This is a genomic window from Nocardioides sp. WS12, from assembly GCF_014108865.1.
GTDB lineage: Bacteria > Actinomycetota > Actinomycetes > Propionibacteriales > Nocardioidaceae > Nocardioides.
The window spans coordinates 4,510,482-4,526,513 of the sequence record NZ_CP053928.1 but is presented as its reverse complement, the minus strand read 5'-3'; the positions used below and the strand labels follow the sequence as shown (position 1 = coordinate 4,526,513).

Below are 16,032 nucleotides of genomic sequence, written 5' to 3'. Positions count from 1 at the left end.
ATTTCTCCGGATCTGACCCTGAGATCACTCCGGAATCATCGCCGGGCGGGAATTTTTCGCCATCCGGCTGCCCACCAGACACCGAACGGCCCACGGATGTGACATCCGGGGGCCGTTCGGTGGTGCAGATCTACAGGCCGAGGAACCGGCCGATGATCTCCTTCTGGATCTCGGTGGTGCCGCCGTAGATCGTCTGGATCCTCGTGTCGGCGTACGCCTTCGCGATCGGGTACTCGAGCATGTAGCCGTAGCCACCGTGCATCTGCAGGCCCTGGTCGACGATCTTCTTCTGCAGTTCGGTGGTCCACCACTTCGCCATCGACGCGAGCGAGGTGTCGACCTCGCCCTTGTTGAGCTGCTCGATGCAGTGGTTGACGAACACCCGCGCGATGTAGGCCTCGGTGGCCATTTCCGCCAGCGTGAACCGGGTGTTCTGGAACTTGCCGATCGGCTTGCCGAACGCCTCACGCGTCTTCACGTAGTCGAGCGTCAGGTCCAGCACGTGCTCAATCGCGGCGATCGCGATGCAGGCGATCGAGATCCGCTCCTGGGGCAGGTTCTGCATCAGGTAGATGAAGCCCTGACCCTCTTCGCCGAGCAGGTTCGCCTTCGGTACGACGACGTTGTCGAAGCTGAGTTCGGCGGTGTCCTGTGCCTTCAGGCCGAGCTTCTCGAGGTTCGCGCCGCGGTTGAAGCCCTCCATGCCGCGCTCGACGACCAGCAGGCTGATCCCGCGCGCTCCGGCATCGGGGTCGGTCTTGGCGACCACGATGACGAGGTCGGACAGGATGCCGTTGCTGATGAACGTCTTCGATCCGTTGAGGATGTAGTGATCGCCCTTGTCGACGGCCGTGGTCCGGATGCCCTGCAGGTCGGATCCGGCGCCGGGCTCGGTCATCGCGATGGCCGTGATGATGTCGCCGGACACGGTGCCGGGCAGCCACCGCTTCTTCTGCTCGTCGTTCCCGATCGCGATGAGGTACGGAACGATGATGTCGGTGTGGACCGAGAAGCCCGGGCCACTCGCCCCGGCGCGGGCCTGCTCCTCCGCCACGACGGCGTTGTAGCGGAAGTCCTTGATGCCGGGGCCGTCGTACTCCTCCGGGACCTCGAAGCTCAGCAGGCCGGCCGCGCCGGCCTTGCGCCAGACCTCGCGGTCGACGATGCCGTCCTTCTCCCACTGGTCGTGGAACGGCTTCACCTCGCGCTCCATGAAGGTGCGGACCGTCTTGCGGAAGTCCTCGTGCTCGGTTTCGTAGATCGTGGGACGGTCGGGCATCAGGCCACCCATTCCTTGATCTGCGCGATGGTCGCGGCGGGGTCGGCGGAGGCGGGGGAGACGGACAGGTTCGTCACGCCGGACTCCTTGAAGGCCGCGATCCGTTCCTTGACGTACGACGCCGGGCCGACCAGGTTGCCGGCTTCGAGCCACTCGAGCGGGACCAGCGCCTCGGCTTCCTTCTTCTTGCCCGAGAGGTAGAGGTCCTGGATCTCCTTGGCCTCCTTCTCGTAGCCGTACTCGCAGGCGAGCTGGTTGTAGAAGTTCTTGTCGCGCGCACCCATGCCGCCGACGTACAGGGCGTACATCGGACGCATGAAGTCCAGGAACGCCTTGGTCTCGGGGCCTTCGCCGATGGCCACCATGCCGCCGGCACAGATCTCGAGCGGCTTGAGGTCGGCCGACCGCTTCGCTGCGCCGCGGGCCAGGGGGTCGCCCCACACCTGCTGGGCCTTCTCGGGGTAGTAGAGGAACGGCAGCCAGCCGTCGGCGACCTCGGCCGTCATCGCGACGTTCTTGTCACCGAGGGCAGCCACCCAGATCGGCAGGTCGGCGCGCTCGGGCTTGTTCAGGAGCTTCAGCGGCTTGCCGAGGCCGAGGCCCTCGCCGGCCGGGAGCGGGACCTGGAGGGTCTTGCCCTGGTAGTCCAGGCGCTCGCCGCGCAGGCCCATCCGCAGCACCTCGATGACCTCGCGGGTGCGGGTCAGCGGGCGGTCGTACGCCATGCCGTGGAAGCCCTCGATCACCTGCGGGCCGGAGGCGCCGAGGCCGAGGACCGCGCGGCCGCCGGACACGTTGTCCAGGCCGGCGGCGGTCTGGAGCAGGGCACCGGGGGTGCGGGAGTACACGTTGAGGATGCCGGCAGCGATCTCGACCGTCTCGGTCTTGGCGGCGAGGTAGCCCAGCAGGGTCGGCGCGTCGAAGCCGTACGGCTCCGCCACCCAGATCATGTCGAGCCCGGCCTTCTCGAGTGCGACGACCTGGTCGGCGGACTCGCGGGGGTTGCCGGCATAGATGAGGGGCATCGAAAGCTTCATGGCGCCACTGTGACAGTATTACTGTCACGGTCGCAAGGGTCTCCCTGAACGAGACGCCTGCGATCCGAACGACCTCCCTTACGTGTTAGGTGGACCTTGTGACTTCCGAGAACGCTCCGCGCGAGACCCCCCGCTATACCGTCGCCGTCATCGGCGGCACCGGCCCCCAGGGCAAGGGCCTCGGTTACCGCTTCGCCCGCCACGGCCACGACATCGTGCTCGGCTCCCGCGCTGCCGAGAAGGCCGAGGTCTCCGCTGCCGAGGTGACCGAACGCCTCGTCGACGTGGCCGGTGCGGGTGTCGCCCGCGGCGCCACCAACGCCGACGCGATCGCTGCTGCCGACGTCGTCCTGCTGGCCGTTCCGTACGACGGCCACGACGACCTCGTCGCGTCCCTCGCAGCCGACGGGGCCCTCGCGGGCAAGACCGTCATCTCCTGCGTCAACCCGCTCGCCTTCGACAAGCGCGGCGCGCACGGTCAGGTCGTCAAGGGCGGCGAGGGCTCGGCCGCCGAATCAGCCCAGGAACTGGCGCCCGAGGCGACCGTGGTCGGTGCGTTCCACAACGTCTCCGCCGTCGGCCTCTGGAGCGACGCCGAGTTCCTCGACGAGGACGTCATCGTGGTCGGCGACTCCGTCGAGGGCAAGCAGGTCGCGATCGACCTCGCCGCTTCCGTCACCGGCCGCGAGGGCATCGATGGCGGCAAGCTCCGCCTCGCCCGCGTGCTGGAGCCCTTCACCGCCGTACTGATCTCGATCAACCGGAAGTACAAGGTGCACGCGGGCATCCGGGTGTCGGGGCTCGACGCGCACTGACGCCGGGAGTCAGCCGACCTCGGCCGCCAGTCGGTCGAGGATCGCCTTGCTGGCGGGGCTGACCGGCCAGGCGAGGTCGTCCTCCATGCTCCAGCGGTCGCCACCGCACAGGGCGGACGTCTGGACCGTGTCGCCCCAGGTGGTCTGCCCGACGATCCGGCCCGGTGTGTAACAGGCCGGGGTGATGCCGGCCGGTTCCGACGTCCGCATGTCCTCGACCAGGACGGCGAGGTCCTCGGCAGGGATGGGTACGCCGGGTCCGGGCATGTCGGAGCAGTAGACCGCCTCGGTCATGTCGGCTGCGCGCCCCACGGGCGACATGCCGATCTGGTCGCAGGTCAGGTCGGCGGCCGGTGTGGTGGCCGGCGGGTCCGACGCGTCGCGCTGCTGGCGGAGCAGAGCGGCGTACTGCGCCCAGAGAGCCTCCGGGTTGCCGCGCACGTCCTCGCCGTCGATCGTCACGGCGCGGCATCCGTAGAGCTCTCCCGTGACCGCGGTCGTCGAGCCGTCCGGGTAGCCGAACACGATCTGGTAGCCGGGACCCAGGTCCATGGTGCAGGCGCTTTCTGCGCTCCACGCCGGGTAGGGGTCGAGGCCGTTGACGGCATCGGTGAGTTCGTCGATGCCCGTGTCCAGGGCATCGAGCGGTACGTCGATCTCGGTGCCCTGGCCCTGGCACAACCGCGCCGTCGTGGCGCCGGGCGGGAGGCCGTCGCCGGCCTTGCCGGTCGCCTTGGACGGGAAGGGCGCTTCCGTCGAGGGCTCCGGACAGGTGACCGACACGTCCTTCGTGCCGTCGGCCGCGCGATCGGGTTCGTCACCGGAGGAGACGGTCCACGCCACGGCCCCGGCCACCACCGCCGCCGCGACACCGAGCACGCCGGCTGCGCGCAACTGCCGACCTCGTCGGGACTTCACGGTCGCGCGGTGCGCGCGGTCGGCCGCCTCCGGCGGCGTGGGTACGGCGGCCGCGAGTCCGTCGCGCAGCCACTGGTCGTCGTACTCGGTCATCAGGAGTCCTCTCGTTGCAGGCGGGGAGAGGTGCGCAGAGCGGTCAGGGCGCGGGAGCACTGGCTCTTCACGGTGCCGACACTGATGCCGAGGACGCCAGCCGCCTGGGCCTCGGACAGGTCCTCGAAGTAGCGCAGCACCACGACTGCGCGCTGTCCGCGGGGCAGTCCCTCGAGCGCGGCCAGGAGGTCGTTGCGCCCGTCGGAGTCTGCGCCGACATCGCGTCCGGCGAGCTCAGGCAGTTCGCCCGTGGGCCGCTCACCGCGCCACTTCCGCCGCCACCACGAGATGTACGTCGTGAACATGACGCGGCGTACGTAGGGCTCGAAACCGTCGATGCCGACCCGGCCGAACGCACGCCAGGACTTGGCCAGCGCGGTCTGGACGAGGTCCTCGGCCAACTGGTGGTCTCCGGTGAGCAACCAAGCGGAACGCCACAGCGCGTCGCCACGGGCGCTGACGAACGCGTCGAAACCGTCCGCCTCACCACCGGAGTCCGCGACTGCCTGCGGCATCGGTCCGTCCACCACCGTTCGCTCCATGACCACCCCTCTCACCAGTCCAAAGCGGTGAGAGGTGAGCAAAGGTTGTCAGTCCTGGCGATCCTTGTCGTCCGACGAGCCGTGCAGCCAGCCCTTCATGTGCGCGGGACCGCCGCCGTGACGCCAACCGTGCTTGTCGCCATGGTGGCCGTGGTGGCCGATGTTGCCGTAGTTGGCGACGTGCTCCACCCAGGCAGGTGTGTCGTGCTGGCGGCGACCGCGGAGGACCGTTGCGAGCAGGCCGAGGGCGCCGGCGGCCAGCCAGGGCAGCGGCAGGATCCAGCGGGCGTTGTCGAACTGGACGGTGTCGCTGGTGAGCAGTGCCCACACGATGACCAGGCCGACGAACGCCGTACCCATCACCAGGTGGCCGGTGTTCACCGCGTGCCAGCCGGAGGGGCGGGCGTCGGGCTTGCGGTCCTCGCGGGGCCGCTCGATCGAGTCGTTGACGTCGTCGGTGCTCATGCCGCTTCCTTCTCGGTCTCGGTGTGGATCTGGATCTGTCCGAGGAACAGCTCGGCGTCGATCGTGAGGGTCGGTTCAGTGGCACCGCCGTGGACGGCCTTGTCGTCGTTCTCGGACTTGTCGCCGAAGAGGATCACCTCGCCCGCCTCGATCTTCGCGTCGGCGTCGACGCGCAGGCCGGTGTCGGGAACGATCACCTCGATGTGGCCGAGCCCGACCTCGAGGTCGAGCGTCTTGCCGTCGAGTTCACCAAGCTCCTTTGCGTCGAGCCTGGTCAGATCGATGATGATCTCGCCGATGCCCACGTCGTAACCGGATGCGAGTTCGGCTGCTGTGTCGGGCCGCTTGACGGTCTGCCCCGCATTGAGGTCGACATTGTCGACCACCGAGGTCGCCAGCGTTGCCACCGCGGCGATCAGGCCGATGAAGATCAGCCCTCCGGCCCGGCCGTAGAACGAGCCGACCAGCAGCATCACGCCGACCACGCCCAGCACGGTCACGGGGTAGGTCGAGGGGGCGACATCGACGCCGGCCAGGTGCAGGGTGGCGACCACGCCGACGGCGAGCGCGGCGAACGCGATCGTGAACGGGAACAACAGCGGGCCACGGCGCTTGGGGTCCACGGGACGCGGCGGCGGGGGCGGCCCCGGCCGATAGCCCGGGTACGACGGCGGCACGGCCGCCTGGCCGGGAACCGGCGGGAACGTGCGGGACTGCTTGGCCTGCTTGCCGCCGAAGATGATCAGGAACACCAGACCGACGAACAGCACCGGCCAGGGGAACTGAGGTCCACCGAACGTGTCGCCGACCATCGAGGCGATCGTGAGGACGCCGGCGATGATCAGGGCCGCGGTCCGGATCCCCTCGTCGACGTTGATCACCGCGTCACCGTCGTGCTCGTCGGGAACGAGAAGCCACGCGACTCCGTACAGGATCAGGCCGCCGCCGCCGAAGAACGTGAGGATCACGAAGGCGACCCGCACCAGAAGCGGGTCGACGTCGAGGTGGCGGGCGACGCCGCCGGCGACACCGGAGATCTTCCGGTCGGTGCGGCTGCGGCGCAGGCGGCCCAGGTCGCGGACCTCGTCACGGGTCACGCGGGGGCCGGTGGGACCGGGCTCCTGGCCCGAGGGGCCGGGGCCGTGCTCGGTGTCGGTCGGTGTGTTCATGGCTCCAAGCCTGCGGTGTCTGGCGCCTGCGCACCATCGGGGACTGCCCTGATCCTGCCGCATCGAGCAGGGGTCGGTGTCAGGGTCGGATCAGGGTCGTTCCCCCTGCTCCCACGGGGTGCGCTGTGTGACGATGGATGCATCATGACAAGCCCTCTGACCACGGCCGGCGCGCCCGCGCCGGGCCCGCTCCCCGCGAACCACGACGTACGGCGCGCGTGGCGCGACCTGCGCAGTCCGGTGCTCGGTGGCGTGGCGTCGGGCCTGTCAGCCCACCTGGGTGTCTCGGTGGTGTGGGTCCGGGTGGCGTTCGTCGCGGCGACCCTCGCGGGCGGCTCCGGTGTCGCTGCGTACGCCGCCCTGTGGGCCATGCTTCCCGCCGGACCGCCGCCCTGGGTGCTCGCCCCCGGACTCGAGAGCGCAACCCGGGACGGGCGTCGTCCCGGCCGGGCCCGGCGGTTGTCGGACATCGGGCCGGTCATCACCCTGTCCGCCCTCGGCATCGGCGCGATCTTCGCGACCGGCGCCGTGCTGGGCAATGGCTGGTGGGTGTGGCCGCTGGGCATCGCGGTCGCGGGCGTGGCCCTGTTGTGGCGCCAGGCCGACGAGGCGCAGCGCGAACGCTTCCTCGACGCGACCGGCAAGGTCGACCCGATCCGGGTCGTGCTCGGTGGCGGCGGTTGGGCAGCCTGGGCGCGGATCGCGGCCGGCGTCGCACTGGTCGTCATCGCCCTGGTCCTCTTCGCGCTCCGCGACGGATCCTTGTCGCTCGCCCGGGACGCGACCGTCGCGATCCTGCTGGGCATCGGTGGCATCGCGATCGTGCTCGGCCCCTTCGTCTACCGGCTGATTGCCGAACTCAGTGGGGAGCGTGAGGAGCGGGTGCGCACCCAGGAGCGGGCCGACGTGGCTGCGCACCTCCACGACTCCGTGCTGCAGACCCTGGCCCTGATCCAGAAGAACCCTGCCGACGCGGCCCGTCTGGCCCGCGCGCAGGAGCGCGACCTGCGGGCGTGGCTGTTCACGGGGGAGTCGCTCGACGAGGCCACGGTCGCCAGCGCCCTGCGCTCGGCGGCGGCCGAGATCGAGGACTCCTACGGCATCGCGGTCGACGTGGTCGCCGTGGGCGACTGCGACTACGACGAGGCCGCTCGCCCGATCGTCGCCGCAGCCCGCGAGGCGACCTCCAACGCCGCCAAGCACGCCGGGGTACCGCGGGTGGACGTCTATGCCGAGATCACGCCCGGCGGCATCGACGTGTTCGTCCGTGACCGCGGCATCGGTTTCGACCCGGACGCCACCCCCGAGGACCGCCTCGGCGTGCGTCGGAGCATCATCGACCGCATGGAGCGGCACGGCGGGCGCGCCGAAATCAGGTCCGCACCCGGCGAGGGCACCGAGGTGCGATTGCACCTGCCCCACAAGGCCGACGCGAGGGCCGACCAGAAGGCCGACCAGAAGGCCGACCAGAACCACGACCAGCACAACCAGCAGGGAGACCCATGAGCCAGCCCGTCCGCGTGGTCGTCGTCGACGACCACGCCATGTTCCGCCGGGGCGTCAGTGCCGAGCTCGGCTCCACGGGCGTCGGTCGCGTCGACGTCGTGGCCGAGGCCGCTGATGTCGACGAAGCGGTGGCGGCTGTGCTCGAACACCGGCCGGACGTCGTACTCCTGGACGTGCACCTGCCCGGTGGTGGCGGGGTCGAGGTGATCCGCCGGGTCAACGACTCCGACATCAAGTTCCTCGCCCTGTCGGTCTCCGATGCTGCCGAGGACGTCATCGGCACGATCCGGGGCGGTGCCCGCGGCTATGTCACCAAGACGATCACCGGCCCCGAACTGGTCGACGCCATCGGCCGCGTGGCCGAGGGCGACGCTGTGTTCTCCCCGCGGCTCGCGGGATTCGTGCTCGACGCGTTCGCGGGTGCCGGCATCTCGGCGGATCTGGCCAGCGTCGACGAGGACCTCGACCGACTCACCGAGCGGGAACGCGAAGTGATGCGGCTGATCGCCCGCGGCTACTCCTACAAGGAGGTCGCCAAGGAGCTGTTCATCTCGATCAAGACCGTGGAGACCCACATGTCCTCGGTGCTGCGGAAGCTGCAGCTCTCCTCCCGGCACGAGCTGACCCGTTGGGCATCGGACCGCAGGCTGCTGTGAGGGGCAGCCTGGTGGCGGTGGTCGCGTCGGCGGCCCTGGCCGCCGGCTGCTCCAGCGGTACGACGCCCCCGACCGCCGATCCGACCACGACACCTGCCACATCGGGCTCGCCGACCCCGAGCGCAACCGACCCCGGGCCGTCGTACTCGAACTGGGAACTCGGCGTGCACCTCCTGCCCGTCGACGCCGACGGCTTCGGCGAGATCCAGCCGACGCCGAAGGCCCTGCGGGTGCGTCGTTTCCCGACCACGGATCTGCTTCCGGCTCCGACCGACGACGTCTTCCACTCGGCCATCGGCCCGATCACCGCAGCGATCCGCACGCGGATGGGGGCGACCTGGTCCGAGGCCTGTCCGGTGGGTCTCGAAGGTCTGCGCTACCTCAACGTCACGTTCCGTGGCTTCGACGGCAAGGCCCACACCGGTGAACTCGTGGTCGCGGCCGACGAGGCCACGGGCGTCGTGTCGGTGTTCAAGACGCTGTTCGCCGCCGACTTCCCGATCGAGGAGATGCGGCTGCCGACCACGGCCGACCTCGATGCGCCGCCCACCGGCGACGGCAACAACACCGCCGCGCTGGTGTGTCGCGCTGCGCGCGGCACCACCACCTGGTCGGCGCATGCCTACGGCCTGGCGATCGACGTCAACCCGTTCCTCAACCCGTACGCCAAGGGCGACCTGGTCCTGCCGGAGCGCGCGTCGGCGTACCTCGACCGCTCACGCAGCCAGCCCGGCATCATTCACTCCGGCGACCTGGTCGTGCGGGAGTTCGCGCGGATCGGCTGGAGCTGGGGCGGGTCGTGGAACTCGCTGAAGGACTACCAGCACTTCACCGCGACGGGCCGCTGACCTTCGCGGGCGGCGGCGCTCGCACGCTCTAGAGTTCGGGCATGGAGACCGTGCGCCTGATCCTGCTGATCGTTCACATCCTGGGCTTCTCGGCCCTGATCGGCGGACTGCTCGCCCAGGTCGGGCCGGGCGAGAAGAAGGTCACCGGTGTCATGCGTGACGGCGTCGGCACCGCCTTCCTCGCCGGCCTGCTGCTCGTTGGCGTCCTCGAGGGCGGCGATGACCCGGTCAACCACGGCAAGGTTGCCGTCAAGCTCCTCATCGGCCTGGTCCTGCTGGTCCTGGTCATGGCGAACATGCGCAAGGAGAAGATCCCCAACGGCCTGTGGGCCGGCCTCCTGGCGCTCGCGATCATCGAGGTCGGCGTCGCCGTGCTGTGGTCGCCCGTGCACAGCTCCTGATTCCCGGTTCACCACCCGAATTTGTCGTGGTTGAGCCGTTCTGACGACGAATCTGGTTGGTGCGTGCGTCCCAGGACCGACTCCGTCGGCAGCGCGCCGTAGGCTGGCCGAAGCATGAGTACGACGCCCCCGGCCCTTACCGCAGACCTTCTCCTCGAGGGCCTCAACGACCCGCAACAACAGGCCGTTCAGCACGAGGGCGCACCGTTGCTGGTCGTCGCCGGCGCTGGCTCGGGCAAGACGCGGGTGCTCACCCGCCGGATCGCATGGCTGATCGCCGTGCGCAAGGCGCACCCCGGGTCGATCCTCGCGATCACGTTCACCAACAAGGCTGCGGCCGAGATGAAGGAGCGGGTCAGCGACCTCGTCGGCAACCGCGCGCGGATCATGTGGGTCAGCACCTTCCACTCGTCCTGCGTGCGGATCCTGCGCAAGGAGGTCGAGCACCTCGGCTACGACCGGCTCAAGTCGAACTTCTCGATCTACGACACCCAGGACCAGAAGCGCCTGATCACCCTGGTCCTCAACGACCTCGAGATCGACCCGCGCCGCTATCAGCCGGGTCCGGTGCTGCACTGGATCAGCAACCACAAGAACGAACTGCGCGACCCGGACGACGTCGCCGCGGCGGCGACCAACTCCAGCGACGAGACCTATGCGGCGGCGTACAAGCAGTACCAGCGGCGGCTTCGTGAGCAGAACGCCTTCGACTTCGATGACCTGATCATGGAAACCGTCCGCCTCTTCCAGCTCAAGCCCGAGGTGCGCGAGACGTACCGGCGCCGGTTCCGGCACGTGCTCGTCGACGAGTACCAGGACACCAACCACGCGCAGTACTCCCTCATCCAGCAGCTCTGTGGCCAGCAGTTCGAGGAGACGGACCCCGACACCCTCGACGGCGTTCCGGCCGATCGGGTGCCGCCGGCCGAGCTGATGGTCGTCGGTGACGCCGACCAGTCGATCTACGCCTTCCGGGGCGCTGACATCCGCAACATCATGGACTTCGAGCAGGACTTCCCCGACGCGCGCACGGTGCTGCTCGAGCAGAACTACCGCTCCACCCAGACCATCCTCAGCGCCGCCAACGCGGTCATCGAACGCAACGAGAGCCGCAAGCCGAAACGTCTGTGGTCCGACGCGGGCGACGGCGAGAAGATCGTCGGGTACGTCGCCGACGACCAGCACGACGAGGCCCGCTTCGTGTCCGGCGAGATCGACAAGCTCACCGATGGCGGCCTGCGCCCCTCGGACGTCGCTGTGTTCTACCGGACCAACGCACAGTCGCGGGTGTTCGAGGAGATCTTCATCCGCACTGGCCAGCCGTACAAGGTCGTCGGCGGTACGCGCTTCTACGACCGCAAGGAGATCCGCGATGCCCTCGCGTACCTGCGGATGCTGGTCAACCCCGACGACGCGATCTCCGTACGACGCATCCTGAACACGCCGCGGCGGGGGATCGGTGACCGGGCGGTGCTTGCGATCACGATGTTCGCCGACCGTGAGCGGATCAGCTTCTGGGAGGCGCTGCAGCGCGCCGACGAGGCGCCGGGCCTGGCGACGCGCAGCCAGACGCAGATCGAAGCCTTCGTGACCATGGTCAACGACCTCCAGCAGATGGTGGCGGCCCGTGAGCGGCCCGACGTGATCCTGGAGACGGTGCTCGACCGTTCCGGGTACCTCGCCAGCCTCGAGGCCTCCGACGACATGCAGGACGAGGGCCGGCTGGAGACGCTCGGCGAGCTGGTCGCCGTGGCCCGCGAGTTCGCCGAGGACCCGGTCGCTGGTCCGTCGGCCGACCCTGCCGACGTGGACGCCGGCATCGTCGAGCCCGGTCTCGGTGACTTCCTGGAGCGGGTCGCGCTGGTCGCCGACGCCGACCAGATCCCCGACGCCCCCGAGGATGACCCGGACGCGCCTGAGGACAAGGGCGTGGTCACCTTGATGACGCTGCACACCGCCAAGGGCCTGGAGTTCCCGGTCGTTTTCCTGACGGGGCTGGAGGACGGCGTCTTCCCGCACTCACGGTCCCTCGGCGACCGTCCCGAGCTCGAGGAGGAGCGCCGGCTGGCCTACGTCGGCATCACCCGCGCTCGCCAGCGTCTCTACGTCTCCCGCGCGGTCGTTCGTTCGGCCTTCGGCGCACCCGCGCACAACCCGGCCTCCCGGTTCCTCGCCGAGCTGCCGATCGACCTCGTCGACTGGCGGCGTACCGAAGCCCAGCAGACGCAGTGGTCGCGGCCGACGTACGCCTCCAGCGGTCGCGAGTACGCCGGCGCCGGTTACAGCTCCAGCAGCACTCCGCTCGGCCAGCCCACCGCGGCCGGCCGGCGCAACTTCAGTTCGGCCGCAGCCCGTGCGGATGCGGCCGCCAAGTCACGGCCCGCGCGAGCGATCCCCGTGCTGGCGCCGGGCGACAAGGTCACCCACGACTCGTTCGGTCTCGGCACCGTCGTGTCCGTCGAAGGAGCGGGCGACAAGTCCGTCGCTTCGATCGACTTCGGATCCGACGGCGTCAAGCGCCTGCTGCTGCGCTACGCACCGGTCGACAAGCTGTAGGGGAGTCGGCGCTGGGTGACACTGTCGGCATGCCGCCAGGCCAACTCAGCCCCGTACGGAAGGCAACGGCGGCGCGGCAGCGCGGCGAGAGCCGCCGCCCGGCAGCTTGCTGCCGTCTCCGAGGTGAAGACGCGCTCGCGCAGTACTACGGCGTGACGCCGTGGACGCGGAGGGCCGCGTCGGGGTCGACCGGGTCACCGCCACCGGGGCGGACCTCGAGGTGCAGGTGCGGGCCGGTGACGTGACCGGTGCTGCCGACGTAGCCGATGATCTCGCCGCTGCGGACGGTGTCACCGGTGGAGACGGCGAAGGACGACTGGTGGCAGAACCACAGTTCGGTGCCGTCCTCGAGGGTGAGGACGGTCTTGTTGCCGTAGGCGCCGTCGGAGCCGGCGGAGGTGATCACACCGTTGGTGACGGCGCGGATCGGGGTGCCGCCGGGAGCGGCGAAGTCGAGGCCGGTGTGGTAGCTCGACCAGAGGCCGTACTCGCCGTACGTCGCCGTGAGGCGGTAGTTGTCGAGCGGGAGCACCCACTTGTTGAGGGCGATCTCGGCGGCTTCCTTCTCGGCAGCTTGGGCGAGCTCGCCGAGCGCGCTGTTGCGCTCCTCGGCGTGGCGCTCGGCCTCGGCGACGAGGTCGGTGCCGGCGGCCTGGGCGAGGGTGTCGCGGTCCGAGTCGCGGCTGACGCTCTGCGAGCGTCCGCCGACGGTGCCGTTGCCGAAGGATCCGGTCATGGCGTTCGAGGCGGTGAGGTGGTCGGTCGCCGACGCGAGCTCGGGCTCGGTCGAGACGACGGCACCACCGATGGCAATGGCGAGGGTGGCCACGCCGACGGCGACGGGCAGCGTGGGCAGGCCGCGGAACAGCGGTCCGCGTGAGCCGGCGTGCTTGACGGCGCGGCGCTTGCCGGTGGGCTGGATGGCCCGCAGCGTGGTGGCTGACGAGTCGGTCAGCGGGTCGAACAGCGCGATGTCGCGGAGCGCGGGCAGTTCCACGGTGGGGGCGCGGTCGGGCAGGTAGGCCGGCGATCCCACGGCCTCGACCAGGGTCAGGGCGGGGACCGGCGTCGGGGCCAGCACCGGAACAGGAACAGGAGCAGGGGCGGGAGCAGCAACCGCGGCCAGGATGATCGGTGCAGCAGGGGGAACGTCGAGCGTCGCGGCGGGGGGCTCGGCGACTCGACCAGCCATGCGCTTACCGACGTACTTCTCGGTGGTCTCGGCGCGGGAGGTCGAGCGGCGGCGCGCTGCGCGGGGATCCGCTCGGTGGTTACCCATCGACTGCTGACTCCTTGGGGGACGATCCTGCAGGCCGTTTCAACCTAGGCCCTGTTCGTCCGAGGCGCCCGAGAGAGGGGCTTCGATCAAGGTGACCGCCGGGTGGCGGCCAGGTGAAACTTGCGTCACCGACCATAACTGATGCCCGGCGGCCTCCGAAATCGTAAGGGGTGTCGTCTGTGGACAATCGCGTAACGGCTGAGTGACTCATGGGTAACCCGCGCGAAGTCCGTGACTGGCGTCACGTCGCTGGGGCCGGACTCGTCCTACTCGCCAGTCAGGACTAGTGTGCCCGACGGGTGCGCCGCAGCGCGCACCACCCTCTGAACCCAGATGTGAGGACGTAGCAGTGGACCTGATGGAATATCAGGCGAAGGAGCTCTTCGCCAAGCACGGTGTGACGACGACCCTCGGTGTGGTCGTCGAGACCCCCGAGGCAGCGAAGGCCGCCGCCGAAGAATTGGGCGGCGTGACCGTCGTCAAGGCGCAGGTCAAGGCCGGCGGCCGCGGCAAGGCTGGTGGCGTCAAGATCGCCAAGACGCCCGACGAGGCGTTCCAGTACGCGACCGACATCTTGAACCTCACGATCAAGGATCTCCCGGTCAACCGGGTCCTGATCACGCCGGCCACCCCGCCGGAGGAGGAGTACTACTTCTCCTTCCTGCTGGACCGGTCGAACCGCCAGTACCTCTGCATCGCGTCCGTCGAGGGTGGTGTCGAGATCGAAGAGGTCGCGAAGACCAACCCCGACGCCGTGAAGAAGATCGCCATCGACCCCGGCAAGGGCGTCGACGCAGTCAAGGCCCGCGAGATCGCGACCGAGGCCGGCTTCCCGGAGCCCGTCTTCGAGCAGGCCGTCGTGATGATCGAGAACCTCTACAAGGTCTTCGTCGAGGAAGACGCCACGCTCGTCGAGGTGAACCCGCTCGCGCGGCTCGCCGGTGACAAGCTGGAAGCCCTCGACGGCAAGGTCTCGCTCGACGAGAACGCCTCCGAGGTCCGCCACCCGGACCACGAGCACTTCGAGATCAGCGACGAGGCCGACCCGCTCGAGGCGAAGGCCAAGGCGCTCGGCCTCAACTACGTCAAGCTCGACGGTGCCGTGGGCATCATCGGCAACGGCGCGGGCCTGGTCATGTCGACCCTCGACGTCGTCGCGTACGCCGGCGAGAACCACGGCGGCGTCAAGCCGGCCAACTTCCTGGACATCGGCGGCGGTGCGAACGCCGAGGTGATGGCCAACGGCCTCGACGTGATCCTCAACGACGCCCAGGTGAAGTCGGTCTTCGTGAACGTCTTCGGTGGCATCACCGCGTGTGACGAGGTCGCCAAGGGCATCGTTGGTGCCCTCGAGCTCCTCGGTGACGCAGCGACCAAGCCGCTGGTCGTCCGCCTCGACGGCAACAACGTCGAGCTGGGTCGTCAGATCCTGGCCGACGCCAACCACCCGTTGGTGACCGTTGTCGACACGATGGACGGAGCGGCCGACAAGGCCGCCGAGCTCGCGAACGCCTGAGGGGACGAGACATGAGCATTTACCTGAACAAGGACAGCAAGATCATCGTCCAGGGCATCACCGGTGGCATGGGTGCCAAGCACACCGCCCTGATGATGGACTCCGGCGCGACGATCGTCGGTGGCGTCAACGCCCGCAAGGCCGGCACCTCGGTCACCCACAAGGACGCCAACGGCGCCGACGTGGAGCTCCCGGTGTTCGGCACCGTGGCGGAAGCGATGAAGGAGACCGGCGCCAACGTGTCGGTCCTGTTCGTCCCGCCGGCCTTCACCAAGGACGCGGCCATCGAGGCGATTGACGCCGAGATGCCGCTGATCGTGGTCATCACCGAGGGCGTGCCGGTCCAGGACTCCGCCGAGGTGTGGTCCTACCTGCAGGGCAAGTCCACCCGGATGATCGGTCCGAACTGCCCGGGCATCATCACGCCCGGTGAGTCGCTGGCCGGCATCACGCCGCACACCATCGCGGGCAAGGGCCCGGTCGGTCTCGTGTCGAAGTCGGGCACGCTGACCTACCAGATGATGTACGAGCTGCGTGACTTCGGCTTCTCGACCGCCATCGGCATCGGCGGCGACCCGATCGTCGGCACCACGCACATCGACGCTCTCCAGGCCTTCGAGGAGGACCCGGAGACCAAGGTGATCGTCATGATCGGCGAGATCGGCGGCGACGCCGAAGAGCGTGCGGCGCTGTACATCAAGGACAACATCACCAAGCCGGTCGTCGGTTACGTCGCGGGCTTCACCGCCCCCGAGGGCAAGACGATGGGCCACGCCGGCGCCATCGTTTCCGGCTCGGCCGGTACCGCGGCTGCCAAGCAGGAGGCCCTCGAGGCCGTCGGCGTCAAGGTCGGCAAGACGCCGTCCGCGACCGCTGCCCTGGCGCGGGAGATCCTTCAGGCTCTCTGAGTCAACGACGAAGCCCCGCCACTCTCGCGAGTGGCGGGGTTTCG

The 16,032-nt window shown here is 69.3% G+C and carries 15 protein-coding genes; 8 read left to right on the top strand and 7 right to left on the bottom strand.

Annotated features, from left to right (window positions below; genetic code table 11):
* Positions 1-130 precede the first annotated feature (130 nt).
* Positions 131-1,279, bottom strand: coding sequence for an acyl-CoA dehydrogenase family protein (locus HRC28_RS21895; RefSeq protein WP_272902644.1), 1,149 nt, complete (start codon positions 1,277-1,279; stop codon positions 131-133).
* Positions 1,279-2,316: an LLM class F420-dependent oxidoreductase gene (locus tag HRC28_RS21890; RefSeq protein WP_182377477.1), complete on the bottom strand. Its 1,038-nt coding sequence runs from the start codon at positions 2,314-2,316 to the stop codon at positions 1,279-1,281. Before HRC28_RS21890 ends, HRC28_RS21895 begins: the two co-directional genes overlap by 1 nt.
* Positions 2,317-2,414: 98 nt before the next feature.
* On the opposite strand from HRC28_RS21890, the gene npdG reads away from it, so the two are divergent.
* Positions 2,415-3,131: an NADPH-dependent F420 reductase gene (gene npdG, locus HRC28_RS21885; RefSeq protein ID WP_182377476.1), complete on the top strand. Its 717-nt coding sequence runs from the start codon at positions 2,415-2,417 to the stop codon at positions 3,129-3,131.
* A 9-nt stretch (positions 3,132-3,140) separates the two neighbouring features.
* Here npdG and HRC28_RS21880 read toward each other — a convergent pair whose 3' ends face one another.
* The 4 genes from HRC28_RS21880 to HRC28_RS21865 are packed head-to-tail and all read right to left on the bottom strand — an operon-like array spanning position 3,141 to position 6,318.
* A complete protein-coding gene (locus HRC28_RS21880) occupies positions 3,141-4,142 on the bottom strand; it encodes a hypothetical protein (protein ID WP_182377475.1) in 1,002 nt (333 codons plus the stop codon).
* Positions 4,142-4,684 (bottom strand): SigE family RNA polymerase sigma factor, encoded by a 543-nt coding sequence (locus tag HRC28_RS21875; protein WP_182377474.1) that lies wholly within the window; start codon positions 4,682-4,684, stop codon positions 4,142-4,144. Before HRC28_RS21875 ends, HRC28_RS21880 begins: the two co-directional genes overlap by 1 nt.
* A 48-nt stretch (positions 4,685-4,732) precedes the next feature.
* Positions 4,733-5,149 (bottom strand): hypothetical protein, encoded by a 417-nt coding sequence (locus HRC28_RS21870; protein ID WP_182377473.1) that lies wholly within the window; start codon positions 5,147-5,149, stop codon positions 4,733-4,735.
* Entirely contained in the window at positions 5,146-6,318 is a 1,173-nt protein-coding gene (locus tag HRC28_RS21865) for a PspC domain-containing protein (RefSeq protein ID WP_182377472.1), read from the bottom strand. The genes HRC28_RS21870 and HRC28_RS21865 overlap by 4 nt, the downstream gene beginning before the upstream one ends.
* A gap of 144 nt (positions 6,319-6,462) precedes the next feature.
* On the opposite strand from HRC28_RS21865, the gene HRC28_RS21860 reads away from it, so the two are divergent.
* The 5 genes from HRC28_RS21860 to pcrA all read left to right on the top strand — a co-directional run bounded on the left by HRC28_RS21860 (position 6,463) and on the right by pcrA (position 12,285).
* A complete protein-coding gene (locus HRC28_RS21860) occupies positions 6,463-7,824 on the top strand; it encodes an ATP-binding protein (RefSeq protein ID WP_182377471.1) in 1,362 nt (453 codons plus the stop codon).
* Positions 7,821-8,480, top strand: coding sequence for a response regulator transcription factor (locus HRC28_RS21855; RefSeq protein WP_182377470.1), 660 nt, complete (start codon positions 7,821-7,823; stop codon positions 8,478-8,480). Before HRC28_RS21860 ends, HRC28_RS21855 begins: the two co-directional genes overlap by 4 nt.
* Positions 8,481-8,491: 11 nt before the next feature.
* Positions 8,492-9,328, top strand: a complete 837-nt coding sequence (locus HRC28_RS21850; protein WP_202033147.1) for a M15 family metallopeptidase — start codon at positions 8,492-8,494, stop codon at positions 9,326-9,328.
* Between the two features lie 41 nt (positions 9,329-9,369).
* Complete coding sequence (locus HRC28_RS21845) at positions 9,370-9,729, top strand: hypothetical protein (RefSeq protein ID WP_182377469.1); 360 nt, start codon at positions 9,370-9,372, stop codon at positions 9,727-9,729.
* A gap of 114 nt (positions 9,730-9,843) precedes the next feature.
* The gene (pcrA, locus tag HRC28_RS21840; protein ID WP_182377468.1) at positions 9,844-12,285 is read left to right on the top strand and encodes a DNA helicase PcrA; all 2,442 of its coding nucleotides are present in this window, start codon (positions 9,844-9,846) and stop codon (positions 12,283-12,285) included.
* Positions 12,286-12,430: 145 nt separating this feature from the next.
* Here the strand turns inward: pcrA and HRC28_RS25175 are convergent, their stop codons facing one another.
* The gene (locus HRC28_RS25175) at positions 12,431-13,564 is read right to left on the bottom strand and encodes a M23 family metallopeptidase (protein WP_202033146.1); all 1,134 of its coding nucleotides are present in this window, start codon (positions 13,562-13,564) and stop codon (positions 12,431-12,433) included.
* A 349-nt stretch (positions 13,565-13,913) separates the two neighbouring features.
* Here HRC28_RS25175 and sucC point away from each other — a divergent pair, with 349 nt between their 5' ends.
* A complete protein-coding gene (gene sucC / locus HRC28_RS21830) occupies positions 13,914-15,080 on the top strand; it encodes an ADP-forming succinate--CoA ligase subunit beta (RefSeq protein ID WP_182377467.1) in 1,167 nt (388 codons plus the stop codon).
* Positions 15,081-15,091: 11 nt separating this feature from the next.
* The gene (gene sucD / locus HRC28_RS21825; protein ID WP_182377466.1) at positions 15,092-15,988 is read left to right on the top strand and encodes a succinate--CoA ligase subunit alpha; all 897 of its coding nucleotides are present in this window, start codon (positions 15,092-15,094) and stop codon (positions 15,986-15,988) included.
* Positions 15,989-16,032 lie beyond the last annotated feature (44 nt).

What these genes read in the sequence shown, in the direction of transcription:
- HRC28_RS21890 (WP_182377477.1), bottom strand. Translation starts at nt 2,316, where the DNA reads ATGAAGCTTTCGATGCCCCTCATCTATGCCGGCAACCCCCGCGAGTCC.
- HRC28_RS21895 (WP_272902644.1), bottom strand. Translation starts at nt 1,279, where the DNA reads ATGCCCGACCGTCCCACGATCTACGAAACCGAGCACGAGGACTTCCGC.
- HRC28_RS21875 (WP_182377474.1), bottom strand. Translation starts at nt 4,684, where the DNA reads ATGGAGCGAACGGTGGTGGACGGACCGATGCCGCAGGCAGTCGCGGAC.
- sucD (WP_182377466.1), top strand. Translation starts at nt 15,092, where the DNA reads ATGAGCATTTACCTGAACAAGGACAGCAAGATCATCGTCCAGGGCATC.
- HRC28_RS21845 (WP_182377469.1), top strand. Translation starts at nt 9,370, where the DNA reads ATGGAGACCGTGCGCCTGATCCTGCTGATCGTTCACATCCTGGGCTTC.
- HRC28_RS21880 (WP_182377475.1), bottom strand. Translation starts at nt 4,142, where the DNA reads ATGACCGAGTACGACGACCAGTGGCTGCGCGACGGACTCGCGGCCGCC.
- HRC28_RS25175 (WP_202033146.1), bottom strand. Translation starts at nt 13,564, where the DNA reads ATGGGTAACCACCGAGCGGATCCCCGCGCAGCGCGCCGCCGCTCGACC.
- pcrA (WP_182377468.1), top strand. Translation starts at nt 9,844, where the DNA reads ATGAGTACGACGCCCCCGGCCCTTACCGCAGACCTTCTCCTCGAGGGC.
- HRC28_RS21870 (WP_182377473.1), bottom strand. Translation starts at nt 5,149, where the DNA reads ATGAGCACCGACGACGTCAACGACTCGATCGAGCGGCCCCGCGAGGAC.
- HRC28_RS21860 (WP_182377471.1), top strand. Translation starts at nt 6,463, where the DNA reads ATGACAAGCCCTCTGACCACGGCCGGCGCGCCCGCGCCGGGCCCGCTC.
- HRC28_RS21865 (WP_182377472.1), bottom strand. Translation starts at nt 6,318, where the DNA reads ATGAACACACCGACCGACACCGAGCACGGCCCCGGCCCCTCGGGCCAG.
- HRC28_RS21855 (WP_182377470.1), top strand. Translation starts at nt 7,821, where the DNA reads ATGAGCCAGCCCGTCCGCGTGGTCGTCGTCGACGACCACGCCATGTTC.